21 protein-coding genes are annotated in these 24,460 nt (G+C 70.2%); 18 read left to right on the top strand and 3 right to left on the bottom strand.

Translation table 11 applies throughout. From position 1 onward, the window contains the following. Positions 1-23: 23 nt before the first annotated feature. Positions 24-1,196, bottom strand: coding sequence for an acetylornithine deacetylase (gene argE, locus P2H44_RS15540; RefSeq protein WP_275764808.1), 1,173 nt, complete (start codon positions 1,194-1,196; stop codon positions 24-26). A 283-nt stretch (positions 1,197-1,479) separates the two neighbouring features. Here argE and P2H44_RS15535 point away from each other — a divergent pair, with 283 nt between their 5' ends. The 5 genes from P2H44_RS15535 (at position 1,480) to P2H44_RS15515 (ending at position 7,445) form a co-directional block, all read left to right on the top strand. Further along, on the top strand, positions 1,480-2,529 hold the full coding sequence (locus P2H44_RS15535; protein ID WP_275765095.1) for an ABC transporter ATP-binding protein: 1,050 nt from the start codon (positions 1,480-1,482) through the stop codon (positions 2,527-2,529). Then, positions 2,526-3,545, top strand: a complete 1,020-nt coding sequence (locus P2H44_RS15530; RefSeq protein WP_275764806.1) for an ABC transporter ATP-binding protein — start codon at positions 2,526-2,528, stop codon at positions 3,543-3,545. Before P2H44_RS15535 ends, P2H44_RS15530 begins: the two co-directional genes overlap by 4 nt. A 70-nt stretch (positions 3,546-3,615) precedes the next feature. Further along, positions 3,616-5,325, top strand: a complete 1,710-nt coding sequence (locus tag P2H44_RS15525) for a peptide ABC transporter substrate-binding protein (protein ID WP_275764804.1) — start codon at positions 3,616-3,618, stop codon at positions 5,323-5,325. Positions 5,326-5,485: 160 nt separating this feature from the next. Further along, entirely contained in the window at positions 5,486-6,496 is a 1,011-nt protein-coding gene (locus P2H44_RS15520; protein ID WP_275764802.1) for an ABC transporter permease, read from the top strand. Further along, positions 6,489-7,445, top strand: coding sequence for an ABC transporter permease (locus tag P2H44_RS15515; protein WP_462976298.1), 957 nt, complete (start codon positions 6,489-6,491; stop codon positions 7,443-7,445). The genes P2H44_RS15520 and P2H44_RS15515 overlap by 8 nt, the downstream gene beginning before the upstream one ends. Positions 7,446-7,515: 70 nt before the next feature. On the opposite strand, the gene P2H44_RS15510 is transcribed toward P2H44_RS15515, so the two are convergent. Further along, a complete protein-coding gene (locus P2H44_RS15510) occupies positions 7,516-8,421 on the bottom strand; it encodes an acyl-CoA thioesterase (protein WP_345799002.1) in 906 nt (301 codons plus the stop codon). A gap of 248 nt (positions 8,422-8,669) precedes the next feature. On the opposite strand from P2H44_RS15510, the gene P2H44_RS15505 reads away from it, so the two are divergent. The 8 genes from P2H44_RS15505 to P2H44_RS15470 all read left to right on the top strand — a co-directional run bounded on the left by P2H44_RS15505 (position 8,670) and on the right by P2H44_RS15470 (position 17,249). After that, positions 8,670-9,269 (top strand): TetR family transcriptional regulator, encoded by a 600-nt coding sequence (locus tag P2H44_RS15505; RefSeq protein ID WP_275764800.1) that lies wholly within the window; start codon positions 8,670-8,672, stop codon positions 9,267-9,269. Between the two features lie 179 nt (positions 9,270-9,448). Further along, a complete protein-coding gene (locus tag P2H44_RS15500; RefSeq protein ID WP_275764799.1) occupies positions 9,449-10,591 on the top strand; it encodes an acyl-CoA dehydrogenase family protein in 1,143 nt (380 codons plus the stop codon). 167 nt (positions 10,592-10,758) lie between these two features. Further along, the gene (locus P2H44_RS15495) at positions 10,759-12,330 is read left to right on the top strand and encodes a long-chain-fatty-acid--CoA ligase (protein ID WP_275764797.1); all 1,572 of its coding nucleotides are present in this window, start codon (positions 10,759-10,761) and stop codon (positions 12,328-12,330) included. Between the two features lie 74 nt (positions 12,331-12,404). Further along, on the top strand, positions 12,405-13,310 hold the full coding sequence (locus tag P2H44_RS15490) for a crotonase/enoyl-CoA hydratase family protein (RefSeq protein WP_275764795.1): 906 nt from the start codon (positions 12,405-12,407) through the stop codon (positions 13,308-13,310). A gap of 54 nt (positions 13,311-13,364) precedes the next feature. Next, positions 13,365-14,144 (top strand): enoyl-CoA hydratase-related protein, encoded by a 780-nt coding sequence (locus P2H44_RS15485; protein ID WP_275764793.1) that lies wholly within the window; start codon positions 13,365-13,367, stop codon positions 14,142-14,144. 38 nt (positions 14,145-14,182) lie between these two features. Further along, the gene (locus P2H44_RS15480) at positions 14,183-15,343 is read left to right on the top strand and encodes an acetyl-CoA C-acetyltransferase (protein WP_275764791.1); all 1,161 of its coding nucleotides are present in this window, start codon (positions 14,183-14,185) and stop codon (positions 15,341-15,343) included. Between the two features lie 4 nt (positions 15,344-15,347). Next, the gene (locus P2H44_RS15475) at positions 15,348-16,127 is read left to right on the top strand and encodes an SDR family NAD(P)-dependent oxidoreductase (protein WP_275764789.1); all 780 of its coding nucleotides are present in this window, start codon (positions 15,348-15,350) and stop codon (positions 16,125-16,127) included. Between the two features lie 132 nt (positions 16,128-16,259). Next, entirely contained in the window at positions 16,260-17,249 is a 990-nt protein-coding gene (locus P2H44_RS15470; protein WP_275764788.1) for an NAD(P)H-dependent flavin oxidoreductase, read from the top strand. A gap of 107 nt (positions 17,250-17,356) precedes the next feature. Here P2H44_RS15470 and P2H44_RS15465 read toward each other — a convergent pair whose 3' ends face one another. After that, entirely contained in the window at positions 17,357-19,060 is a 1,704-nt protein-coding gene (locus tag P2H44_RS15465) for a putative bifunctional diguanylate cyclase/phosphodiesterase (RefSeq protein WP_275764786.1), read from the bottom strand. A 237-nt stretch (positions 19,061-19,297) separates the two neighbouring features. Here P2H44_RS15465 and P2H44_RS15460 point away from each other — a divergent pair, with 237 nt between their 5' ends. The 5 genes from P2H44_RS15460 to P2H44_RS15440 all read left to right on the top strand — a co-directional run bounded on the left by P2H44_RS15460 (position 19,298) and on the right by P2H44_RS15440 (position 24,412). After that, complete coding sequence (locus tag P2H44_RS15460; protein ID WP_275764784.1) at positions 19,298-20,599, top strand: extracellular solute-binding protein; 1,302 nt, start codon at positions 19,298-19,300, stop codon at positions 20,597-20,599. Positions 20,600-20,774: 175 nt separating this feature from the next. After that, positions 20,775-21,656, top strand: coding sequence for an ABC transporter permease subunit (locus P2H44_RS15455; RefSeq protein ID WP_275764782.1), 882 nt, complete (start codon positions 20,775-20,777; stop codon positions 21,654-21,656). A gap of 139 nt (positions 21,657-21,795) precedes the next feature. Further along, positions 21,796-22,584, top strand: a complete 789-nt coding sequence (locus tag P2H44_RS15450) for an ABC transporter permease subunit (RefSeq protein ID WP_275765091.1) — start codon at positions 21,796-21,798, stop codon at positions 22,582-22,584. Further along, positions 22,581-23,705 carry a sn-glycerol-3-phosphate ABC transporter ATP-binding protein UgpC gene (gene ugpC / locus P2H44_RS15445; protein ID WP_275764780.1) on the top strand — a complete coding sequence of 375 codons (1,125 nt, stop codon included), beginning with the start codon at positions 22,581-22,583 and terminating at the stop codon, positions 23,703-23,705. The genes P2H44_RS15450 and ugpC overlap by 4 nt, the downstream gene beginning before the upstream one ends. Continuing rightward, positions 23,702-24,412, top strand: coding sequence for a DUF1868 domain-containing protein (locus tag P2H44_RS15440; protein WP_275764779.1), 711 nt, complete (start codon positions 23,702-23,704; stop codon positions 24,410-24,412). Before ugpC ends, P2H44_RS15440 begins: the two co-directional genes overlap by 4 nt. The last annotated feature ends 48 nt before the right edge of the window (positions 24,413-24,460 follow it).

Below are 24,460 nucleotides of genomic sequence, written 5' to 3'. Positions count from 1 at the left end.
GCCGGAGCGGTCGCGCCGCCGCCTCAGGCCGCCAGCATCTCCACCAGCCGCTTCATGAAGGCCTCGCCCTTGTGGAGCTGGTCGAGCGAGAGGAACTCGTCGGGCTGGTGGGCCTGAGCGATGTCGCCGGGCCCGCAGACGATGGTCGAGTAGCCGCCTTCCTGGAAGAACCCCGCCTCGGTGCCGAAGGCGACCGCGCGCTCGGCGTTGTCGCCGGTGATGGTGCGGGCCAGGCGCTCGGCCTCGCCGTTCTGCTCGCGCCGGCAGGGGGGGACGGGGATGCGCGGCTGCGGGTCGATGCGCGCCTCGGGGCGGATCCTGCGGATCTCCGCCTCCAGCCGGGCGCATTCCGCCTGGTAGCGGCGCGCCCAGTCGGCCGGGATCTCGGGCGGGACCACGCGGATGTCGGTGGTGAACCAGGCGTCCTTCGCGGTGATGTTGCCCGCGGTGCCGCCGTGGAAGATGCCCACGTGCAGCGTCGTCCAGGGCGGCTCGAACCCCGCCGCCTCGGCATAGGGCTCGGCCTCGGCCTTGGCGCGGTTCTCGGCCATGCGGTCCTCCAGCCAGGTGACCAGCCGGGCCGCCGTCATCACCGCCGAGACGCCCTTGTGCACCTGGCTCGAATGCACCTCGAAGCCGTGGACGTAGGTGGTGAAGCCCGCGCCCCCCTTGTGGGTCGAGACCACGCCCATCGAGGTCGGCTCCCCCACGATCACGGCCGAGGCGGGGGGCAGGACCTTGCGCATCTCCGCCACCAGCGGCGGCGCGCCGCGGCAGCCCAGCTCCTCGTCGAAGCTCAGCGCGATCTGGAGGGGGCGCTTCACGCCGGCCTTCGCGGCCTCGGCCGCCGCGCACAGGGCCAGCGCGTCGAATCCCTTCATGTCGCAGGTCCCGCGGCCGAAGAGCTTGCCGTCCCGCTCCACCATCCGGAACGGGTCGGTGCTCCAGGCCTGGCCCTCCACCGGCACCACGTCGGTATGGCCCGACAGGACCGTGCCGCCGGGAACCTCGGGGCCGATGTTGGCCAGAATCGCCGCCTTCTCGCCGGTCTCGTCGGGCATCAGGTGCACCCGCGCGCCATGCCCCTCGAGGTAGTCCTTCACGAACCCCACCAGCTCCAGGTTCGATTTCGCGCTGACGGTGTCGAAGGACACCAGCTTCGCCAGCATTTCGCGCGGGGTGTAGGTCTGGGGCATCCGGAGGGCTCCTGGGGGCGGGGGCGCGCGACAGCCTGCGCCGCCCCCGCCCGCGCGGTCAAGCGCGCCCGCAGGCGGGTGACGCAGGGTCCGCTGAAGATTATCGATAATTCGCTCCCGTCGCGTCGTTTTGCGTTGCGGCGCCAGCCGTATTGGTATTCTCTGATTCAATCAGAACCCGAAAAAACTGGGTCCGACAGGGAAGACAGAACCATGCGAACGGCCGACGCCTGCGCGGCGGAACGGAGCGCCCTTGGCTGACGGCGCGCCGGCGACCGCCGCCATGACGCAGGGCGCCGAAGATGCGCCCGTGCTCGAGGTCGATCGCCTCGAGACCGTCTTCGACACCCGCGACGGCGCCGTTCACGCGGTGAACGGCGTCAGCTTCCACCTGCGCCCCGGCGAGCTGCTGGGCGTGGTGGGCGAGAGCGGCTCTGGCAAGTCCGTCACCATGATGGGCGCGCTCGACCTGCTGCCGAGCCCGCCCGCCCGGCGCGTGGGCGGCACGGTGCGATTCCGCGGCCAGGACGTGGCCGCGATGACCCCCAAGGCCATGCGAAGGCTCAGGGGGGGCGAGATCGGCTTCGTCTTCCAGGACCCGATGACCTCGCTCAACCCCGTGTTCACGGTGGGCTTCCAGATCATGGAGCCGCTGCGCGCGCACCTCGGCCTGTCGAAGTCCGCCGCCCGCAAGCGCGCGGCCGAGCTGCTGGCCATGGTCGGCATCCCCAGCCCCGAGGCGCGGCTGAACGACTATCCCCACCAGTTCTCGGGGGGGATGCGCCAGCGGGTGATGATCGCCATCGCGCTCGCCTGCGAGCCGGCGGTGGTGATCGCGGACGAGCCCACCACCGCGCTCGACGTCACCATCCAGGCCCAGATCATCGAGCTGGTGAAGGACCTGCGCCAGCGGCTGGGCGCGGCGATCGTGTGGATCACCCACGACCTCGGCGTGATCGCGGGCATCGCCGACCGCGTCGCCGTCATGTACGCCGGCCGCATCGTGGAGGAGGGCGCCGTCCTCGACATCTTCGAGGATCCGCGCCACCCCTACACGCGCGCCCTGCTCGAGACGATGCCCCACCTCGAGGGCGACCGCCCCAAGCGCCTGCGCACCATCCCCGGCCAGCCGCCGGTGCTGATGGCGCGGCCCACGGCCTGCTCCTTCGCGCCGCGCTGCCCGCACGCCTTCGACAAGTGCCTCGCGGCCGATCCGGCGCTGGAGCCCGGCGGCGCCCCGGGCCACCGGGTCGCCTGCTGGTGGACCCCGCCCGAGGCCGACGCGCCCCCGCCCGACGCCCCCCCGCCCGACGCAGGGGAGGACCCCGCATGAGCGATCCCGCGACCCTCGACGCCCCCGCGCCCGCCGCGGCCCCGGCGGAGCCGCTGGTGCAGGTGCAGGACCTCTCGGTCCATTTCCCCATCCACAAGGGCCTGCTGCGCCGCCAGGTCGGCGCGGTGCAGGCGGTGGACGAGGTCAGCTTCGACGTCCTGAAGGGCGAGACGCTGGGCCTGGTGGGCGAATCCGGCTGCGGCAAGTCCACCACCGGCCGCGCCGTCCTGCGCCTGACCCCGATCACCCGCGGCCGGGTGATCCTCGACGGCGAGGACATCACCCACATCGAGGGGGAGGCGCTGCGCGCCCGCCGCCCCAAGATGCAGATGATCTTCCAGGACCCGCAGGCCAGCCTCAACCCGCGGATGAACGTGGCCGGCATCATCGCCGAGCCGCTGAGCGAGCATCTCTCGCTGACCCGCAAGCAGCGCGACGCCCGCGTCTACGAGCTGATGGACCAGGTCGGCCTGCGACGAAGCTTCGCCAACCGCTACCCGCACGAGTTCTCGGGCGGCCAGCGCCAGCGCATCGGCATCGCCCGCGCGCTCGCCCTCGATCCCGGCTTCATCGTCTGCGACGAGCCCATCGCGGCGCTCGACGTCTCGATCCAGGCCCAGGTGGTCAACCTGCTGGAAGAGCTCCAGGAACGCCTCGGTCTCACCTACCTCTTCATCTCCCATGACCTGTCGATGGTGCGCCACATGGCGACCCGGGTGGCGGTCATGTACCTGGGCCGGATGGTCGAGCTTGCGCCCCGCGACAAGCTCTATTCCGTGCCCAAGCACCCCTACACCCAGGCGCTTCTCTCAGCCGTGCCCGAGCCCGATCCGCGGCGCGAGGCCGACCGGCGGCGCATCATCCTCAAGGGCGACGTGCCCAGCCCCGCGAACCCGCCCTCGGGCTGCCGGTTCCGCACCCGCTGCCCCCTCGCCTTCGACCGCTGCGCGGTCGAGACCCCCGCTTTCCGACGCGTGTCGGACGGCCATTACGCCGCCTGCCACCTGTCGGACTGACCCGCCTCCACCTGCGGCACCCGGGCAAAAAATCCGGGGCCGCCTCCACCAACAGGGAGATCGAGAGACCATGAAACCGATGCACAGATTGCTCGCGGGAGCCTGCGCCGCGGCGCTGATCGCGGGGGCCGCGCCCGCGCAGGCCGAACGCGGCGCCGACGGCCAGCTCAACATCATCTACTGGCAGGCCGTCTCGATCCTGAACCCGTTCCTGTCGGGCGGCACCAAGGACGTCGAGGGCTCTTCCCTCGTGCTCGAGCCGCTGGCCCGCTACGACGAGACCGGGACCATGGTCCCCTGGCTGGTCGACGAGATCCCCACGCTGGAGAACGGCGGCGTCTCCGAAGACCTCAAGTCGATCACCTGGAAGCTGAAGCCCGGCATCAAGTGGTCCGACGGCACCGACTTCACCGCCGAGGACGTGGCCTTCACCGCCGCCTACTGCATGGACGAGACCGGCGGCTGCCAGCAGGTCGCCGCCTTCACCGACGTCGAGAGCGTCGAGGTCGTCGACCCGCTGACCGTCAAGGTCAACTTTGCGGTCGCCAAGCCCTTCCCCTACGGGCCCTTCGTCGGCGCCCTGTCGCCGATCATCCAGAAGGCCCAGTTCGCCGACTGCATGGGCGCCAAGGCCCCCGAGTGCACCGAGGCGAACTTCGGCCCCCACGGCACCGGGCCCTTCGTGGTCTCGGAGTTCAAGCCTAACGACGTGGTGGTCTTCGCCCCCAACCCCCACTACCGCGAGGCCGACAAGCCCGCCTTCTCGACGGTCGTCTTCAAGGGCGGCGGGGACGCCGCGGCCGCCGCGCGCTCGGTGCTCGAGACCGGGGAGTTCGACTACGCCTGGAACCTGCAGGTGGAGCCCGAGATCCTCACCCAGATGGCCGCGGCCGGGAAGGGCAAGGTCGTCTCGGCCTTCGGCACCTCGGTCGAGCGTCTGCATTCCAACTTCACCAACCCCGACCCGGCGCTGGGCGACAAGCGCTCGACCGCCGAGGGCGGGCCGCATCCGTTCCTGACCGATCCCGCCGTCACCAAGGCGCTCAGCCTCGCCATCGACCGCGAGATCCTGGTCGAGGCCGGCTACGGCGCCGCGGGGCAGGTGACCTGCAACGTGCTGCCCGCGCCGGAGGTCTACAACTCCAAGAACAACGACTGGTGCAAGACCCAGGACATCGAGGCGGCCAACAAACTGCTGGACGAGGCCGGCTACGCCATGGGCTCCGACGGGGTCCGCGCCAAGGACGGCGTGCGCCTGTCGATCCTGTTCCAGACCTCGACCAACTCGGTCCGCCAGGGCACCCAGGCGCTGATCAAGCAGATGTGGTCCGAGATCGGGGTGGAGACGGAGCTTCGCAACATCTCCGCCTCGGTGTTCTTCGGGGGCGACCCGTCCAGCCCGGACACGTTCCAGAAGTTCTACGCCGACATCGAGATGTACACGAACAACTTCGACGGCACCGACCCGGAAGCCTACATGGCCTCCTGGCGCTGCTCGGAGATCCCGTCGCCGAAGACCAACTGGCTGGGCGCGAACATGCCCCGCTACTGCTCGTCGGAATATGACGCGCTGGTCGCCGAGATGGCCGGCACGGCGGAGCTGGAGAAGCGCGCCGAACTGGCGATCAAGATGAACGACATGCTCATGGAGTCCGGCGCGATCATCCCCCTGATCCACCGCGGCGGCGTCTCCGCCCATTCGGTCACGCTCTCGGGCGTGAAGATGAACGAGTGGGACAGCGAGCTGTGGAACATCGCCGACTGGACCCGCGCCGAGTGAGCGATCCGCGCCCGGGCGCGCCCGCCGCGCCCGCGCGCCCCGCCGCCCCCCTCCTGCAGGGGGGCGGCTCTCCGTCGCGCGCCGATCTCCCCGCCGCACGCCCCCAGGCCGACGCCCCGTCGCCCCGCCTGCGCGCGCCGGCCGAGCCCCAGAGACGCCCATGCTGACCTACACCCTCAGACGGCTCGCGTTCGCGATCCCCGCGCTTCTGGCGATCAGCTTCATCATCTTCGCGATCCTCGACCTCGCCCCCTCGGACCCCACGGCGCAGCTGCCGCTGACCATCCCGCCGGAGGTGCGCGAGAAGATCCGCCTCAGCCTCGGCCTCGGCGAGCCCTTCGCGGTGCGCTACTGGAAATGGCTGATCCAGTTCTTCGTGAACGAGCCCCTGAACCTGATCGAGCAATGGACGGGCTGGAGCTTCGGCGACGGCGACCGGCTGCGGGTCCTGTCGTGGCAGACGCGGTCTCCGGTGGTCGACCTGATCGCCCAGCGCATGCCCCAGACCCTCTGGGTGGTCGGCATGAGCTACGTGATCGGCGCGCTGATCGCGATCCCGATCGGGGTGATCTCGGCCTACCGGCAATATTCCTGGTTCGACCAGTTCGGCACGCTGTTCTCGATGGTCGGCTTCTCGATCCCGACCTTCTTCACCGGCCTGCTGTTCATCGTGATCTTCTCGGTGAACCTCGAGTGGTTCCCCTCGATCTACGACACCACGCACGAGGTCACGGACTGGGACAGCTTCGTCTACCAGATCAAGCAGATGATCATGCCCACGATGGTGCTGGGCCTCTACAACGCCTCCCAGATCAGCCGGTTCATGCGCGCCTCGATGCTCGACAACCTCGGGCAGGACTACGTGCGCACCGCGCGCGCCAAGGGCATGACCGAGCGCGTGGTGGTGCTCGTCCACGTCATGCGCAACTCGCTGATCCCGGTGGTGACGGTGCTGGCGCTGAACCTGCCGCAGGTCTTCGGCGGCGCGATCATCACCGAGCAGATCTTCAAGGTGAACGGCCTGGGCCAGCTGCTGATCGGCGCCATCGAGGGCGGCGACATTCCCACCGTCCAGACCCTGACCTTCATCTTCGCCGTGCTGATCGTGCTGTTCAACCTGATCGCCGACCTGCTCTACGGCATCCTGGACCCGAGGATCCGCTATGACTGACCAGCCGATCCCCGCCGGCGGCGCGACCCCCGCAGGGGGCCCCGCCCTCGTCGCCGCCCCCGAGATGCCGCGCCACCGCTCGCAATGGGCGGACGTGTGGCGCCAGTTCGCCTCTCACCGCGGCGCGCTGGCGGGCATGGCGGTGTTCCTGTTCATCATCCTGCTGTGCACGCTGGGCGCCTTCATCCACGACGTGGACCCCCAGAAGCTCGACATCCGCGCCAAGAACCAGCTGATGAGCTGGGAGCATCCGCTGGGCACCGACAACCTCGGCCGCGACATGCTCGCCCAGATCATCGCGGGCGGGCAGGTCAGCCTCGCGGTGGGCGTCACCGCCATGCTGCTCTCGCTGCTGGTGGGCACGCTGATCGGGGTGCTGTCGGGCTATTTCAAGCGGCTCGACGGGCCCCTGATGCGCTTCACCGACCTGTTCCTGGCCCTGCCGCTGCTGCCGCTGCTGCTGGTCATCATCATGCTGTTCCGCGACATGCTGCGAACGGCCTTCGGACCCGAGAGCGGCATCTTCATCCTGATCGTGTTCGTCATCGGCATCACCAGCTGGATGCAGACCGCCCGCATCGTGCGCGGCGACGTCCTCGCCCTGAAGGAGCGGGAGTTCGTCCTCGCCGCCAAGTCCATCGGCACGCCGTCCCGCCGCATCATCCTGCGCCACATCCTGCCCAACGTGCTGAGCCCGATCATGGTCTCCGCCACGCTCGGCGTCGCCAACGCCATCATCACCGAGAGCGCGCTGTCGTTCCTGGGCCTCGGCTTCCCCTCCGACTTCCCCACCTGGGGCCGGCTCCTCTACGACGGCGCGAACTTCATGACCCTGACCCCCGACCGGGTGATCTGGCCCGGCCTCGCGATCTCGCTGACGGTGCTGTCGGTGAACTACATCGGCGACGGGCTGCGCGACGCGCTGGACCCGCGGATCCGGGGGCGGTGAGGACGACGGAAGGCTGAAAACGAAACGGGCGGCCCCGCGGGGCCGCCCGTTTCCGTTCCGAAAGGCCGCCTCAGCCCTTCTTCTTCATCGGCCGCATAAGCCCTTCCTGGGCGACCGAGCACACCAGCTCCCCCGAGGAGGTGAACACCTGGCCGCGGTTGAAGCTGCGGGCGCCGCCGGAGAAGGGGCTGTCCATCGAGTAGAGCAGCCAGTCGTTGAAATCGACCGGCTTGTGGAACCACATCGCGTGGTCCAGCGAGGCCTGCATCGCGTCGCCGCGCCGCCACGAGATGCCGTGACGCCGGGTGCCCGAGCTCAGCAGGTTCATGTCGGAGGCGTAGGCCAGCAGGCACTGGTGCACCTCGGGCGGCTGGTCCGCGGGGGCGGCGAGCTTCATCCACAGGCGGTTGAAATCCGACAGGACCTTGGGCTCCAGCAGGTCCTGCGGCTCCACCTCGCGCATCTCGATGGCGTAGATGTGGGTCGGGCCCAGGGTCTCGGGCTTGCCGGTGCGCCGGCGGATCTCCTCGCGGATCTCGTGGCGCGAGCGCAGGCCGCTGTCGGGGCCGGGCGTCTGGGGCGCGTCGTGCTGGTGGCTCCAGCTCTCCTCAGGCCGCTGGAAGGAGGCGGCGAGGTTGAAGATCTGCCGGCCGTGCTGCACCGCGATCACCCGCCGGGTGGCGAAGCTGCGGCCGTCGCGGGCGCGGTCCACCTCGTAGATCACCGGGATCGCCGGGTCGCCGGGGTGGATGAAGTAGGCGTGCAGCGAATGGCAGGCCATGCCCTCGACCGTCTTGTAGGCGGCCATCAGCGCCTGGGCGATGACGTGGCCGCCGTAGATGCGGATCGAGTCCTCGTCCGCCTCGGCGACCTGCCCGCGGAACAGGTTCATCTCCAGCCGCTCGACGTCCAGCAGGTCGATCAGCTCCGAGACGAGCTGGGGTCCGGGGATGGCATGGGGGTCGGGCTCGGACACGTCGGCTCCTCTGGCGCTGGCTGGGCGGCGGCGCGGGGCGCGCGCCTGTCGCGCGCAAGACTACTCCGCGCCGCGACGCGGCGCCATGGGTGCGGCGCAGCAGGAACGCCGCGGCCCGACCGGCCGGCCGGCCGACGACCGCTGCGTGACAACGGTTCTCTCCGCGATTAAGGTCCGGGAAATGAACCGAGGGACAGTTTAACTTGGCGATGAAGAGCGAGTCGGCCGCCGCGGCCGAGGAAGGACGCATGTCGACCCGCGACCTGCTGCTGACGGCGGCCAGCGAGCTGATGCGGCGGCGCGACACGCTGAACGTGCCGATCAGCGAGATCGCCGCCGAGGCCGGGGTCAACTCGGCCCTGGTGAAGTACTATTTCGGCAACAAGAACGGCCTGATGCTCGCCCTGCTCGAGCGGGACCTGGGCGCCTCGATCACCCAGCTCTCGGAGCTGGTCGAGATGGACATGAGCCCGTCCAAGAAGATGCGCTACCACCTGTCGGGCCTGGTGCGCATGTATTTTCGCTGCCCCTACCTGCAGCGGCTGCTGATCAAGACGATGCGCGACGAGAACGCCGAGATCGCGCGCGACATCGCCGAGAAGTACCTCGCCCCGATCTCCCACGCCTATGAGCGGATGATCTCCGAAGGCGTGGCGGCGGGGGAATTCAAGCCCATCGACTCGCGGCTGTTCTACTTCATCGCCATAGGGTCCGCGGACCAGATCTTCTCGGCGCGATTCGTGCTGAAATACGTCCACGGCATCGACCATATCGACGACGAGCTGCGCCGCGCCTACGTCGACACCACCATCACGCTGATCATGGACGGGCTGCTCGCAAAGCGCTGAGCGCCCCCGCGTTTCACGGCTGCCGAACGCTCTCGCCGGCGCGGTCCCCCGCGCCGGCGAGCGCCGTTCCGGGCCGCCCGGAACCGTGACGATCGGCGCCTTGCAAGCCGCTTGTCCGGCCCAAGTTAATTGGTTAGTTAATACCCCCAAGGCCGATTGAAGCCCATCGGGAGGATCATATGCTCGACGCCATGGACCGCCACGTCTACGAAGAGGAGCACGGGCTGTTCCGCGACGCCGTGCGCAAGGTCTTCGACCGCCACCTGGCTCCGCGTCTCGACGAATTCGAGCAGAGCGGCATCGTCGACCGCTCGGTCTGGCTCGCCGCCGGCGAGGCGGGCCTCCTGTGCCCGACCGTGCCCGAAGCCTACGGCGGCATGGGCCTCGACTACCGCTACAACGCCGTGGTCGCCGAGGAGCTCGCCTATCTCGGCTCGTCGGCCGGCTTCACGCTGCAGTCCGACATCGTCGCCGACTACCTGGTCGAGTACGGCTCGGAAGAGCAGAAGAAGAAGTGGCTGCCCAAGATGGTCACGGGCGAGGCGATCTCCGCCATCGCGATGACCGAGCCGGGCACCGGCTCCGACCTCCAGGGCGTCAAGACGACCGCGAAGAAGGACGGCAACCACTACGTCGTCAACGGTCAGAAGACTTACATCACCAACGGCCAGAACGCCGACTTCATCGTGGTGGTGGCCAAGACCGACCCGACGCTGGGCGCCAAGGGCATCTCCCTGATCCTGGTCGAGGCGGACCGCGAGGGCTTCTCCCGCGGGCGCAACCTCGACAAGGTCGGCCAGCACTCGGCCGACACGTCGGAGCTGTTCTTCCAGGACGTCCGCGTGCCGATCACCAACTGCCTCGGCGAAGAGGGCAAGGGCTTCGTCTACCTGATGAGCCAGCTGCCGCAGGAGCGTCTGTCGATCGCGCTCGCCGCCCAGGCCGGCGCGCAGCGGGCCTTCGACGAGGCGGTGAAGTTCACCAAGGGCCGCACCGCCTTCAAGCAGACCATCTTCGACTTCCAGAACACCCGCTTCACGCTGGCGTCGCTGAAGTCCAAGCTCCAGGTCGGCTGGGCGCATGTCGACTGGGCGCTGAAGCGTCACGTCGAGGGCAAGCTCGACGCCTACGAGGCCTCGGCCGCCAAGCTCTGGCACACCGAGATGCAGTGGGAGATGGTCGACGCCTGCCTCCAGCTCCACGGCGGCGCGGGCTACATGAACGAGTATCCGATCGCCCGCCTGTGGCGCGACGCCCGCGTGCAGCGGATCTACGGCGGCACCTCCGAGATCATGAAGGAACTGGTGTCCCGCTCGATCTGAGCCCGCTCGATCCGGGCCCGCCCCGGCGACCTCGAGTGCGCCGGGACCGCCCCGGCGACGTCGAGTGCGCCGGGACCGCCCCGGCGGCGCGAAGACCGCAGGGCGCACGACAATCCGGGCGATGCGGCCGGCACAGGCCGCCGCCCGTTCAGGGAGGAGACCACGGAATGATCGACCCCGCCGCGCTGAAGACGATGGGCACGCTGTGCCGCTCCAACGCGAAGCGCCGCCCCGACGTGATGGTCCATGAATTCGAGGGCCGCGTCACCACCTTCGCCCAGTTCGACCGCTACACCGACCAGGCGGCGAACGGGCTGCAGGCGCTGGGCGCCAAGAACGTCGCCTACTGGGGCAAGAACTCCGACGTGGCGTTCGAGCTGTTCATCGCCTCGTGCAAGGCCGGCTGCTTCTTCGGCCCGCTGAACTGGCGCCTCGCCCCTGCCGAGATCGGCCAGATCCTCGAGCGCTTCGTCCCCGACGTGCTCGCCGTCGGCCCCGAATTCCTGAGCGCGGTCGAGGAGATCCGCGACCAGCTTCCCAAGGACGTGACGATCATCGCGACCGAGGGCGGCTCCGAGGCATTCCCCGCCTATTTCGATTGGCGCGACGCGCAGGATCCGGAGTTCAAGGGCGACCTCGGCCAGCCCGACGACACCTGCCTGGTGCTGTTCACCTCCGGCACCACGGGCCTGCCCAAGGGCGTGATGCTGACCCATGCCAACCTGCTCGGCCAGCGCACGCTGATGTCCGAGGCGGGCATGAACTACGACACCATGGACGACGACGCGGTCATGCTGGTCTGCATGCCCTTCGCCCATATCGGCGGCATCGGCGTGTGGTGCCTGTCGTTCGCGAACTGCGCCAAGGCGATCATCACGCGGGAGTTCAACCCGCTCGAGGCGCTGGACCTGTTCATCAACCGCGGCGTCTCCCACGCCTTCCTGGTGCCCGCCGCGCTGCAGTTCATCGTGCGCACGCCCCAGGCGCAGGCCGCCGATTTCTCCCACGTGAAGAACATCGCCTACGGCGCGGCGCCCATGCCCGTGCCTCTGCTGGAGGAGTGCCTGACCGTCTTCGGCTGCGACTTCTGCCAGTGCTACGGCATGACCGAGACGACCGGCACGATCAGCCTGCTGCCGCCCGAGGATCACCGCTCCCGCGATCCCAAGCGCCTCAGCTCCGCCGGCAAGGCGCTGCCCGGCTCGAAGATCAAGATCATCGACGCGGACGGCAACGAGCTGCCCGTCGGCGAGATCGGCGAGATCGCGATCCTGTCGGGCAACAACATGGCCGGCTACTACAACAACCCCGAGGCGACCGCGAAGGCCAAGGACGCCGAGGGCTGGGTCCGCTCCGGCGACGCCGGCTACATGGACGCGGACGGCTACCTCTACATCCACGACCGCATCAAGGACATGATCGTGTCGGGCGGCGAGAACGTCTACCCGGCCGAGGTCGAGAGCGCCCTCTACGCCCACCCCGCCATCTCCGAGGCCGCCGTCATCGGCGTGCCCGACGACAAGTGGGGCGAGGCGGTGAAGGCCGTGGTCACCGTCAAGCAGGGCCAGACGCTGGACCCCGTCGACGTGATCAACTTCGTCCGCACCCGGCTCGCGCATTTCAAGTGCCCCAAGACGGTGGACGTGATCCAGGAGATGCCCCGCAACGCGTCCGGCAAGCTTCTGAAGCGGGAGCTGCGCAAGCCCTACTGGGAAGGCCAGGACCGCCAGGTCCACTGAGGGCCCCCGCCTCCGGGGGCGCGTGAACCGGCGCCCCCGGCCAACGACAAAAGAACCCCGGAGGAGACGCCCCCATGGTGGAGCGCAAGGACTACTCGACGATCTTCACGACCCTGGACGAGGGGATCTTCACGATCCACCTGAACCGTCCGGACAAGCTGAACGCGTTCACCCGCGACATGATGAACGAGATGATCGAAGCCTTCGACGTCTCGGACGCCGACGACCGGGTGCGCGTGGTCATCGTCACCGGCGAGGGCCGCGGCTTCTGCGCCGGCGCCGATCTCGAGCGCGGCAAGGGCGACGGCGCCAAGGTCTTCACCACCGGCGACTTCATCAAGAAGAACCCCGACGGCACCAACGACTACTCGGCCGAGGAGCTGCGCGACGGCGGCGGCCGCGTGACGCTGCGCATCTTCGACAGCCTCAAGCCGGTGATCGGCGCGATCAACGGCCCCGCGGTCGGCATCGGCGCCACCATGCAGCTGCCCATGGACGTGCGCATGGTCTCGACCAAGGCGCGCGTCGGCTTCGTCTTCCCCAAGCGCGGCATCGTGCCCGAGGCCTGCTCCTCGTGGTTCCTGCCCCGCGTGGTCGGCATCTCCCGCGCCGTCGAGTGGGTCACCACCGGCCGCATCTTCGACGCCGACGAGGCGCTGGCGACCGGCTTCGCGCGCTCCAAGCATGAGCCCGAGGACCTGCTCCCCGCCGCGCGCGCGCTGGCGAAGGAGATGTCGGAGAACACCTCCCCCGTCGCCGTGGCGCTCGCGCGCAACATGATGTGGAAGATGCTGGGCGAGCCGCATCCGATGATGGCCCACCGCGTCGACAGCCGCGGCATCGCCTCTCGCGGCATGTCGGCCGACGTGAAGGAGGGCGTGCAGAGCTTCCTCGAGAAGCGCGCGCCGAACTTCCCCGACAAGGTGTCCACGGACATGCCCGACTACTTCCCCTTCTGGGAAACGCCCGAGTACCGCTGACCGATCCCGCGCGGGCCCTCGCGGCCCGCGCGCCGGACCAAGCCGGAGACACCCATGTCCGACAAGCTCCTGGTTGAGACAGACGGCGACGTCGCCGTCATCCGCCTCAACGATCCCAAGACCATGAACGCCATCACCTCGGACCTCGCGACCGAGATGAAGGAGGCGATCGAGGCCGCGGGCAAATCCTCCCGCGCGATCCTGCTGGCCTCGGGCGAGCGGGCCTTCTGCTCGGGCGCCAACCTCTCGGGCGGCACCGTGCAGCCGGGCGACCCGAATTCCGACGCGGGCGCCACGCTGGAGAAGAACTTCAACCCGCTGATGATGGCGATCCGCGACTCCGAGGTTCCCATCGTCTCGGCGGTGCGCGGGGCGGCGGCGGGCGTCGGCTCCTCGATCTCGCTCGCGGCCGACATGATCGTGGCCGGCAAGTCGGCCTATTTCATGCTCGCCTTCGCGCGCATCGGCCTCGTTCCCGACGGCGGCGCCACCTGGCTGCTGACCCGGGCCGCCGGCCGCGCGCGGGCCATGGAGATGATGCTCCTCGCCGAGAAGATCCCGGCCGAGCAGGCGCTCGCCTGGGGGCTCGTCAACCGGGTGGTCGAGGACGACCAGATCGACGCGACCGCCATGGAGCTCGCTCAGCGCCTCGCCAAGGGCCCCCAGCCCTCGCTGCGCCTGATCCGCAAGCAGGCCTGGTTCGCCGCCGACGGCTCCTTCGCGGAGGTGCTGCAGGCCGAGCGCGACCACCAGCGCGACGCCGGCCGCTCGAAGGACTTCGCCGAGGGCGTCTCCGCCTTCCTCGAGAAGCGCGCGGCCAAGTTCGGCGGCTGACGCCGCCCCGACACCGAACAAAGACTCAGGAGGAAACCATGGCTGAAGCCTATATCTGCGCCGCCGTGCGCACCGCCGGGGGCCGCCGCGGCGGCAAGGTCGCCGACTGGCACCCCGTCGATCTGGCCGCCCAGTCGCTGAACGCGGTCGTCGACCGCTCGGGCGTCGATCCCGCCGCCATCGAGGACGTGGTGATGGGCTGCGTCGGCCAGGTCGGCGAGCAGGGCCTGCACATCGGCCGCAACGCCGTCCTCGCCTCGAAGCTGCCCGAGCACGTGCCCGCGGTCTCGATCGACCGTCAGTGCGGCTCCTCCCAGCAGGCGATCCAGTTCGCCGCGCAGGCGGTCATGTCCGGCTCGATGGACCTGGTGATCGCGGCGGGCGTCGAGTCGATGACCCGCGTGCCCATGGGCTCGTCGGGCCGCTTCACCCGCTCGTTCGAGCCGGGCTCGGCCAAGTCGCCGGGTCTCGACAAGAAGTACCCCAACATCGCCTTCACCCAGTTCGCGGGCGCCGAGATGATCGCGCAGAAGCACGGCTTCACCCGCGAGCAGCTCGACGCCTTCTCGCTCGAGTCCCACAAGCGCGCCGCGGCCGCCATCCAGGCCGGCGCCTTCAAGGACGAGATCGTGCCGCTGGAGCTGGCCGACGGCTCGTTCCACACCCAGGACGAGGGCGTGCGCCTCGACGCCTCGATGGAGGGCCTCTCCGGCCTGAAGACGCTGGTCGACGGCGGCGTGATCACCGCCGGCAACGCCTCGCAGATCTGCGACGGCTCGTCGGGCGTGCTGGTGGCCTCGGCCGAGGCGGTGAAGACCCACGGTCTCACCCCGCTCGCGCGGATCCACAACCTGACCGTGACCGCCGGCGACCCGGTGATCATGCTCGAGGAGCCGCTGAACGCCACCGACCGCGCCCTGAAGCGCGCCGGCATGAAGATCGACGACATCGACCTCTACGAGGTCAACGAGGCCTTCGCGCCCGTGCCCCTCGCCTGGCTGAAGCATGTCGGCGCGGACCACGCGAAGCTGAACGTCAACGGCGGCGCCATCGCGCTGGGCCACCCGCTGGGCGCCTCGGGCACCAAGCTGATGGCCACCCTGATCCACGCGCTGAAGGCGCGCGGCAAGAAATGGGGCCTGCAGACCATGTGCGAAGGCGGCGGCGTCGCCAACGTGACCATCATCGAGGTTGTGTAAGATTATGGATGTCAAAGGACTTTCCGCCGTCGTCACCGGCGGCGCCTCCGGCCTGGGCGCGGCCACCGCGAAGCGGCTGGCGGCCGCCGGCGCCAAGGTCGCGCTGTTCGACCTGAACGCCGAGCTGGGCGAGGCGCTCGCCAAGGAGATCGGCGGGACCTTCTGCCAGGTCGACGTGACCTCGGATTCCTCCGTCGACGAGGGCTTCGCCAAGGCCCGCTCCGCCCAGGGGCAGGAGCGGATCCTGGTGAACTGCGCGGGCATCGGCAACGCGATCAAGACCGTCGGGCGCGACCGCAAGACGGGCGAGATCAAGAAGTTCCCGATCGACGCCTACAAGAAGATCATCGAGGTCAACCAGATCGGCACCTTCCGCTGCATCGTCGGCTCCGCCGCCGGCATGCTCGAGGTCGAGAAGCTGGACTGCGGCGACCGCGGCGCGATGGTGATGACGGCCTCGGTCGCGGCCGAGGACGGGCAGATGGGCCAGGTGGCCTACTCCGCCTCCAAGGGCGCCATCGTGGCGATGACCCTGCCCATCGCGCGCGACTTCGCCTCCGAGGGCATCCGGATCAACACGATCCTGCCGGGCATCTTCAACACGCCGCTCCTGCAGGGCGCGCCCGACAACGTGAAGGCGGCGCTCTCGGCCTCGGTCCCCCATCCCCCGCGGCTGGGCGACCCGGACGAGTACGCCAAGCTCGCCATGTGCATGATCGAGACCGGCTACTTCAACGCCGAGGACGTGCGCCTGGACGGCGCCATCCGCATGGCGCCGCGCTGAGCCGCGACGTCAGGGGTTTCGCGCCCGTCTGACGTGCGCGTAAGCTTCGGGGAGGACACGGCCGGGCCGGGGGTTTCGCACCCTCGGCCCGTCCCGCAAAGGGCGCCCGACAGAGGCGCGGAGGAGGACGACATGAAGACCCGTTTCACCGAGCTGTTCGGCGTCGAGCATCCCATCGCCCAGGGCGGCATGCAGTGGGTGGGCACGGCCGAGCTGGTTTCCGCCGTGGCCAACGCCGGCGGCCTGGGCTTCCTGACCGCGCTGACCCAGCCGACGCCCGAGGCGCTGGCCAAGGAGATCGCGCGCTGCAAGGAGATGACCGACAAGCCCTTCGGCGTGAACCTGACGATCCTGCCGACGCTGACGCCCCCGCCCTACGCGGAATACCGCGACGCGATCATCCAGGGCGGCATCAAGGCGGTGGAGACCGCCGGCTACAAGCCGCAGGAGCATGTCGACGCCTTCAAGGCCGCCGGCGTGAAGGTCATCCACAAGTGCACCGCCGTTCGCCACGCGCTGTCGGCCGAGCGGATGGGCGTCGACGCGATCTCGATCGACGGCTTCGAATGCGCGGGTCATCCGGGCGAGGACGACATCCCCGGCCTGATCCTGATCCCGGCCGCGGCCGACAAGGTGAAGATCCCGATGATCGCCTCGGGCGGCTTCGGCGACGGGCGCGGGCTGGTGGCGGCGCTGGCGCTGGGCGCCGAGGGCATCAACATGGGCACCCGCTTCTGCGCCACCAAGGAGGCGCCGATCCACGACGCCTTCAAGCAGGCGATGGTCGAGCATGACGAGCGCGCCACCGACCTGATCTTCCGCAGCTATCGCAACACCGCCCGCGTGGCGAAGAACGCGATCTCCCAGCAGGTGGTCGAGGCCGAGAAGGCGGGCAAGCCCTTCGAGGAGGTGGCCCACCTGGTCAAGGGCGTGCGCGGCCGCGAGGGCCTGACCTCCGGCGACACCGACCACGGCGTGTGGTCGGCGGGCATGATCCAGGGCCTGATCCACGACGTGCCGACGGTGAAGGAACTGATCGACCGGATCATGGCCGAGGCCGACGAGATCATCGCCCAGCGCCTGGCCCGCTTCGCGGGCGGCGCGGCCTCCGCCGCCGCCTGATCCCCGGACGGGGCGACGGACGGGCGCTCGCGCTTCGCGCCTCGCCCCGCCCGCCGTCCCCGTCCCGCGCCCGGTCCTGCGGGCGAAGCCTTTCCCGCCGCGTCGGCTCAGCCGGCGCGGCGGATTTCGTCGGGGGAGGGGGGCGCCGGGGCGGCCCACGCCGTCCCGTCGCGGTCCCGGGCGATCACGGCCATCGCCGCCTCCGCCTCCACGGGGCGGCCGAGCAGGTAGCCCTGGCCGCAGGCGCAGCCCAGGTCCCGCAGGCGGGCGAGCTGGGCCTGGGTCTCGATCCCCTCGGCCGTGGCGCGCACGCCCAGCCCGCGCGCAAGCCCCATCACCGCCGCCAGGATCTCGTCCCCGTCGCCCTCGTCGCCGGCGCGCGAGACGAAGCCCCGGTCGATCTTGATCGCGTCGAAACTGAGCCGGGCGAGCTGCGCGAGGCTGGAATAGCCCGCCCCGAAATCGTCCAGCGCCACCTGCACCCCGGCCTCCCGCAGCCCGTCGAGGATCAGCGCCCCCATGTCCGGGCAGCGCATCACCGCGGTCTCGGTCACCTCGACCTGCAGGCGCTCGGGGGGCAGGCCCGAGGCCTCGAGCGTGGCGAGCAGGCGCCCCGCCAGCTCCGGGTCGCCCATCTGGGCGGGCGAGAGGTTGAAGGACAGGCGCACCTCCGCCGGCCATCGCGTCGCCTCGGCGCAGGCCTCGGCCAGCAGCCGCTCGGACAGGCGCATGATCTGGCCCGTCTCCTCGGCCAGCGGCACGAATTCCTCGGGCGAAGCGGCGGGCGCCCCGTCGGCGCCGGTCCAGCGGGCCAGCGCCTCGAACGCCGCCAGGCGCCCGGTCTCGAGGTCGAACATCGGCTGGTAGACCAGCGAGATCGCCGGGTCCTCGGCCGCCTTCTCGCCGGGGGCCAGCGCGCGGCGCAGCCCGGTCTCCAGCGCGGCGCGTCGGGTCAGCGCGTCGCCCATCTCGGCGCGGTAGCGCACGGTATGGCCGCGCCCGCCGTCCTTGGCGGCGTAGAGCGCGGCGTCGGCCATGCCCAGCGCCGGGCCGGGGCTGCGCGCATCCTCCGGCAGCAGCGCCACGCCGACCGAGGCGCCCACGCGCACGGTTCCGCCCGGCACCTCCATCGGCTCGGCGAGGGCCGCGCAGATGCGCGCGCCCAGAGCCATCGCGTCGGGCACCTGGACGCGGTCGACGAAGATCGCGAACTCGTCCCCGCCCAGCCGCGCGATCACCCCGCCGGGGACCAGCGCGCGCAGGCGCATCGCGGTCTCGCGCAGCAGCGCGTCGCCGCCGTCGTGGCCGACCAATGCGTTGACCTGCTTGAAGCCGTCGAGGTCCAGGGCCAGCACGGCGCCCCGGTCCAGTCCGTCCGCCCCCGGGCTCGCGGAATCGCGGCGGTCGCCGCCCGCGCCCCAGGGCCGCTCCCCCGTCCGGCGGTCGGGGGCCCGGCGCCGCTCGGCCCCCTCCCGCGCGATCATCTCGTCGACGAAGCGGCGGTTGAACAGGCCGGTCAGCGGATCGTGCCGGGCGAGCCAGGCGACCTCCCCCTCGGCCCGGTCGCGTCCGAACTCGGCCCGGCGCAGGTTCAGGCCGCGCCGCACCAGGGTCGCCGTCGCCAGCGCCCCGGCGACGGTGAAGCCGAGCACGAGCTCGTCGAGCTCCCAGTCCTCATGCGCTTCCATCAGGGTCAGGACGTGGTCCATCGCGTCCAGCTCGCTGGCCAGGACGTAGACGGCCAGCCAGCACATCGCGAAGACGCCCTCCGCGCTGCATGCCAACGCCATCGCGCGCGCCGGAAGCCGCATGACCCAAACTCCTCGAACCCAAGTCCCCAAGCTTAGGTCTGGCCGAGTCGTCCTAAAAAAGGATTAACGCGCCCGAGCGCGGCCCCCTCGCTACCCCCGCCGCCCCGGTTGATTGCAATGCAAACGACATGAAACCGTGATCGGCGCGACATCGACCGGCGCTAGGCATCGCCCCCGGTTCGCCCGCGGTCCCCTCCGGGATGCGCGGGCTCCCGACGTCCAACCGAGGGATGACGCATGTTCCGCAAGACGCTGCTCGCCGCCGGCGCGCTGGCCGCCTCCGCCGCCGCCGCCCAGGCCCAGACCGAAATCACCTGGTGGCACGCCATGGGCGGCAAGCTGGGCGAGGTGGTCAACGAGATCTCCACCCAGTTCAACGCCTCCCAGTCCGAGTACAAGATCACGCCCGTCTACAAGGGCGGCTACGAGGAGACGCTGACCAACGTCATCGCCGCCTTCCGCGCCGGCGAGCAGCCCAACATCGTGCAGGTGTTCGACGCCGGCTCGGCCACGATCATCGGCGCCAAGGGCGCGGTGCTGCCCGCCGAGGACCTGCTGAACGAGGCCGGCGCCGGCTTCGACGTCACCGACTACATCGACGGCGTGCGCTACATGTACGCCGACGCGTCGGGCAAGATGATCGGCATGCCGTTCAACTCCTCGACCCCGATCCTCTACTACAACACCGAGGCTTTGGAGAAAGCCGGCGTCGAGGCCCCCAAGACCTGGGAGGAGTTCGAGCAGATCGCGCCGAAGCTCAAGGCCGCGGGCTACGTGCCGCTGGCCCAGAGCCACATGCCCTGGATCTTCGTCGAGAACTTCTTCTCGCGCCACAACCTGCCCTTCGCCACGCAGAACAACGGCTACGACTCCGCCCAGAGCGTCGAGCTGCTGCTGTCCTCGACCCCTGAGATCCAGCATCACTTCGAGAAGCTGCGCGAGTGGCAGCAGGCGGGCCTGTTCGGCTACTACGGCCCCGGCTGGAACGACAACCAGCAGCCGTTCGAGAACGGCGACGTGGCGATGTGGATCGGCTCCTCGGGCTCCTTCGGCGGCCTGCAGCAGTCGATGAAGCATCCGTTCTCCTCGACCTTCCTGCCCTACTGGGGTTCGGTCGAGGGCGCGGGCGGGTCCACCTTCATCGGCGGCGCCGCGCTGTTCGCCCTGGCCGGCCATCCGGCCGAGGAGAACAAGGCCACCGCCGCGTTCTTCGAGTTCCTGACCTCGCCCGAGGTCCAGTACATGTGGCACCGCGAGACCGGCTACGTGCCGATCACCACCGCCGCCTACGAGATGGCCAAGGCCGACGGCTACTACGACGAGAAGCCCTCCGCCGAGACCGGCATCCTGCAGCTGATGCTGCCGGCGGGCGAGTGGACCAAGGGCTACCGCCTGGGCTTCTACCCGCAGGTCCGCGACGTCATCAACCGCGAGACGGGCAAGATCTTCTCCGGCGAGACCTCGGTCGAGGACGCGCTGAAGACGATCGACGCCGAGGGCGACAAGATCCTCGAGCGCTTCGCCAAGACCTCGGGCTGATCCCGGCCCCTCTCCCCGAACGGGGGCGCCCGCGCGGCGCCCCCGTCTCCACCTTGCGGGGACGCGCCATCCCGGCCCCTTCGTGGACGGTCGGCGCATCCCGGTCCCGGCGGCGCAGGCGCGCCGCGCCGATCCCCGCGTCCCGGCCCCCCTTCGATCTGACGAGCCCGAGCCCATGAAGAAGGCCCTCTTCGGCCCCTCCCCGACGCCGTACCTGCTGCTGCTGCCGCAGATGGCCATCGTCGCGATCTTCTTCCTGTGGCCCTCGGCCGAGGCGGCGATCTCCTCGTTCCATATCGAGGACCCGTTCTTCGGCACGCGCACCTTCGTGGGCGTCGACAACTACGTGGACGCGGTCACCAACGCCTCCTACGCGCGCGCCGCCTGGTTCACGGCGCTGTTCACCGTCGTGGTGGCGTTCGTGTCGCTCGCCGTCGCGCTGGCGCTCGCGGTTTCGGCCGACGCGGTGCTGCGGGGGCGGTCGAGCTACAAGACGGCGCTGATGTGGGTCTACGCCATCGCCCCCCCGGTGGCGGGGCTGGTGGGCTCGATGCTCTTCGACCAGCACATCGGCCCGCTGAAGACCTTCGCGGGCTGGCTGGGCTGGGACATGCGGGTGGGCTTCGACTACACCGACACCGCGATCGCGATGATGACCGTCGCCGCGTGGAAGCAGATCCCGGTGAACTTCATCTTCTTCCTCTCCGGCCTGCAGGGCGTGCCCAACAGCCTCAAGGAGGCCGCCTCGATCGACTGCCGCTCCCCGATCCGGCGCTTCTGGACGGTGGTGTTCCCGCTGCTCGCCCCGACCAGCTTCTTCCTGCTGATCATCAACATCACCTACGCCCTGTTCGAGACCTTCGGCCTCGTCGACGTGATGCTGAAGGGGGAGCCGGGCAACAACCCCGTCACCCTCGTCTACAAGGTCTTCCTCGACGGCTTCCGCGGGCAGGACCTGGGCGGCAGCTCGGCGCAGTCGGTGATCCTGATGGTCGCGGTGTTCCTGCTGACCGTCGTCCAGTTCCGCCTGATCGAGCGGCGCGTCCACTACGCCTGAGGACAGATCCATGACCGTCTCGACCGATCCCGCCCTCGCCGACTCCTGGTCGCGCGCCGCCGCCAGGGCGGGCGCGAAACGCCGCCGCGACCGGGTGCAGCTCTATCACCACGTCGTGCTGATCCTGGGCGTGCTGCTGATGGCGGCGCCCCTGCTGGTGGCCTTCGCCTCCTCGACCTACGACCCGATCGTGATCCACTCCGAGGGCCTCCAGCTCGGCTATGGCGGGCATTTCGCCGACACCTACGGCGCGGTCCTCTTCGACCGCGGCGGCTTCACCGGCGACATCACCGGGGTGCGGATGCTGTGGAACTCGGTCCTGCTGGGCCTGGGCTTCGCGGTGGGCAAGATCGTGATCTCGATGCTGGCCGCCTACGCCATCGTCTACTTCCGCATCCCCTTCGGCGCGCTCGCCTTCTGGATCATCTTCTCGACCCTGCTGCTCCCGCTCGAGGTGCGCATCCTGCCCTCCTACGAGGTGGTGCAGTCGATGGGCCTGCTGAACAGCTGGACCGGCATGATCCTGCCGCTGATCGCCTCGGCGACCGCGACCTTCTACTTCCGCCAGTTCTTCAAGTCCGTCCCGGACGAACTGCTGGAGGCCGCGCGCATCGACGGCGCGGGCCCGGTGCGCTTCTTCATCGACATCCTGGTCCCGCTGTCGAAGACCATGGTCGCCGCGATCTTCATCATCATGTTCGTGGTCGGCTGGAACCAGTACCTCTGGCCCGCGCTGATGACGACGGACGAGAGCCTGTTCACCATCGTCCGCGGCATCCGCCAGATCCTCCAGGTGTGGATCGGCGCCAACATCCCCGAGTACAACAAGGCCCTGGCCATGGCGATCCTGGCCATGCTTCCGCCCGCGCTGATCGTCCTGATCTTCCAGCGCGCCTTCGTGAAGGGCCTGGTGGAGACCGAGAAATGATCAAGATCCTGGAAGCCGCCGCGCACGACCACCTGTATTCCGAGCCCCCCGCCGCGGCCCCGCGCCCCGCCGGGCACGCGACGCTCGAGATCGAGGGGGCGGTGAAGCGCTATCCCAACGGCGCGCTCGCGGTGAAGGGCGTCGACATCCAGGTGGGGCAGGGGGAGCTGGTGGTCTTCGTCGGCCCCTCGGGCTGCGGCAAGTCCACCCTCCTGCGCATGGTCGCCGGCCTCGAGGACGTGACCGAGGGCGAGATCCGCATCGACGGCCGCCGCGTGAACGAGGCCGACCCGGCCGAGCGCGACATCGCCATGGTGTTCCAGAACTACGCGCTCTACCCCCACATGACGGTGCGCCGGAACCTCGCCTACGGCCTGCGCAACCGCAAGACCCCCAAGGACGTGATCGAGCGCAAGGTGGCCGAGGCCGCCGCCCTCCTCCAGATCGAGGAGTTCCTCGACCGCAAGCCCGCCCAGCTCTCGGGCGGCCAGCGCCAGCGCGTCGCCATGGGCCGGGCCATCGTGCGCGACCCCAAGGTGTTCCTCTTCGACGAGCCGCTGTCGAACCTCGACGCGCGCCTGCGCAACCAGATGCGGCTCGAGATCCGCAAGCTCCAGCGCCGGCTGGGCGTCTCCGCCATCTACGTGACCCACGACCAGGTCGAGGCGATGACCCTCGCCGACCGCATCGTGGTGCTGAACGGGGGCCTGGTCGAGCAGATGGGGACCCCGGCCGAGGTCTACGCCCGCCCCGCCACCACCTTCGTCGCCTCCTTCATCGGCGCGCCCGCCATGAACCTGGTCGCGGCGCGGATCGACCGCGGCGCCCTGCGGGTGGGCGAGGCCGCGATCCCCGCCCCCGCCGGCGCCCCCGACGGCCCCGTCACCGCCGGCCTGCGCCCGGAGAAGGCGCGCCTCGCCACGGACGCCCCGGGCCTGCCCTTCGCGCTCGAGGCGGTCGAGGAGCTGGGCGCCACCCGCCTCCTGCACGGGCTCGCCGCCGGCGCGCCGGTGGTGGTCGCGGCCGACGCCGCCCTGCCGATCCCGCGCGGCCCCCTGTCGCTGACCGCCGACCCCGCCGACCTGCACCTGTTCCACGCCCAGACGGGGGCGCGGCTGTGAGGCTCTCCGACGCCATCGCCGCCCGTCAGGGCGAGGCCCCGCCCACCTATCTCGACCTGCGCTTCGACGCCCGCGGCCACGCGCTGCCCGACCCGGGCTGCACCGTCGTCGCCCACGTCCGCGACCCCGCCGCCAACGCCGCGCTCGCCGCCGTGCGCGCGCGGATGGAGGATGCGGGCCTCGCCCGTTTCTGGGCCTGGCTGCCGCCGTCGTCGTTCCACATGACGATGTTCGACATCCTGCTGCACGGCCGCCGCGGCGCCGCCTGGCCGCAGGACCTCGACCCCACGCTCGACGGCCGCCTCGCCGACGCGCGGACGACCGAGCGGCTGCGCGGCTTCGCCCTCGACACCGCCCCCGTATTCCGCATGGCGCTCGACGGGCTCGCCCTCTCGCCCTCGGGCATGGGGGTGGCGCTGCGCGGCGAGACCCCGGCCGAGGACGCGCGCCTGCGCGCGCTGCGCGACCGGATGGCGGCGGCGACCGGCCTCTCGGCCCGCCCGGGGCATGCCGAGTACCGCTTCCACATCACGCTCGCCTACCTGATCGACTGGCCCGCGCCCCACGAGGCCGCCGCGGCCGACGCCATCCTGGCCGAGGCGGAGGCCGCGCTGCTCGACGCCCTCCCCGCCCTCGATCTCGGCCCGCCGGAGGTCTGCCTCTTCGACGACATGACCGAGTTCCGCCCCCTCTTCACCCTCGGCTGACGCGCGGCCCATGCTGCGTCGCCGCAGGGGGTTCAGCCCGCCCCCTCC

Source organism: Albimonas marina (assembly GCF_029223255.1).
In the GTDB taxonomy this organism is placed as follows: domain Bacteria; phylum Pseudomonadota; class Alphaproteobacteria; order Rhodobacterales; family Rhodobacteraceae; genus Albimonas.
Note: the sequence above shows the minus strand (reverse complement) of the source record. Positions and strands in the feature narration are given on the sequence as shown.

Coding starts and splice junctions, on each gene's coding strand:
- P2H44_RS15535 (WP_275765095.1), top strand. CDS start 1,480: ATGACGCAGGGCGCCGAAGATGCGCCCGTGCTCGAGGTCGATCGCCTC.
- P2H44_RS15485 (WP_275764793.1), top strand. CDS start 13,365: ATGTCCGACAAGCTCCTGGTTGAGACAGACGGCGACGTCGCCGTCATC.
- P2H44_RS15490 (WP_275764795.1), top strand. CDS start 12,405: ATGGTGGAGCGCAAGGACTACTCGACGATCTTCACGACCCTGGACGAG.
- P2H44_RS15520 (WP_275764802.1), top strand. CDS start 5,486: ATGCTGACCTACACCCTCAGACGGCTCGCGTTCGCGATCCCCGCGCTT.
- P2H44_RS15525 (WP_275764804.1), top strand. CDS start 3,616: ATGAAACCGATGCACAGATTGCTCGCGGGAGCCTGCGCCGCGGCGCTG.
- ugpC (WP_275764780.1), top strand. CDS start 22,581: ATGATCAAGATCCTGGAAGCCGCCGCGCACGACCACCTGTATTCCGAG.
- argE (WP_275764808.1), bottom strand. CDS start 1,196: ATGCCCCAGACCTACACCCCGCGCGAAATGCTGGCGAAGCTGGTGTCC.
- P2H44_RS15480 (WP_275764791.1), top strand. CDS start 14,183: ATGGCTGAAGCCTATATCTGCGCCGCCGTGCGCACCGCCGGGGGCCGC.
- P2H44_RS15475 (WP_275764789.1), top strand. CDS start 15,348: ATGGATGTCAAAGGACTTTCCGCCGTCGTCACCGGCGGCGCCTCCGGC.
- P2H44_RS15515 (WP_462976298.1), top strand. CDS start 6,489: ATGACTGACCAGCCGATCCCCGCCGGCGGCGCGACCCCCGCAGGGGGC.
- P2H44_RS15460 (WP_275764784.1), top strand. CDS start 19,298: ATGTTCCGCAAGACGCTGCTCGCCGCCGGCGCGCTGGCCGCCTCCGCC.
- P2H44_RS15500 (WP_275764799.1), top strand. CDS start 9,449: ATGCTCGACGCCATGGACCGCCACGTCTACGAAGAGGAGCACGGGCTG.
- P2H44_RS15495 (WP_275764797.1), top strand. CDS start 10,759: ATGATCGACCCCGCCGCGCTGAAGACGATGGGCACGCTGTGCCGCTCC.
- P2H44_RS15470 (WP_275764788.1), top strand. CDS start 16,260: ATGAAGACCCGTTTCACCGAGCTGTTCGGCGTCGAGCATCCCATCGCC.
- P2H44_RS15450 (WP_275765091.1), top strand. CDS start 21,796: ATGGCGGCGCCCCTGCTGGTGGCCTTCGCCTCCTCGACCTACGACCCG.
- P2H44_RS15530 (WP_275764806.1), top strand. CDS start 2,526: ATGAGCGATCCCGCGACCCTCGACGCCCCCGCGCCCGCCGCGGCCCCG.
- P2H44_RS15455 (WP_275764782.1), top strand. CDS start 20,775: ATGAAGAAGGCCCTCTTCGGCCCCTCCCCGACGCCGTACCTGCTGCTG.
- P2H44_RS15505 (WP_275764800.1), top strand. CDS start 8,670: ATGTCGACCCGCGACCTGCTGCTGACGGCGGCCAGCGAGCTGATGCGG.
- P2H44_RS15465 (WP_275764786.1), bottom strand. CDS start 19,060: ATGCGGCTTCCGGCGCGCGCGATGGCGTTGGCATGCAGCGCGGAGGGC.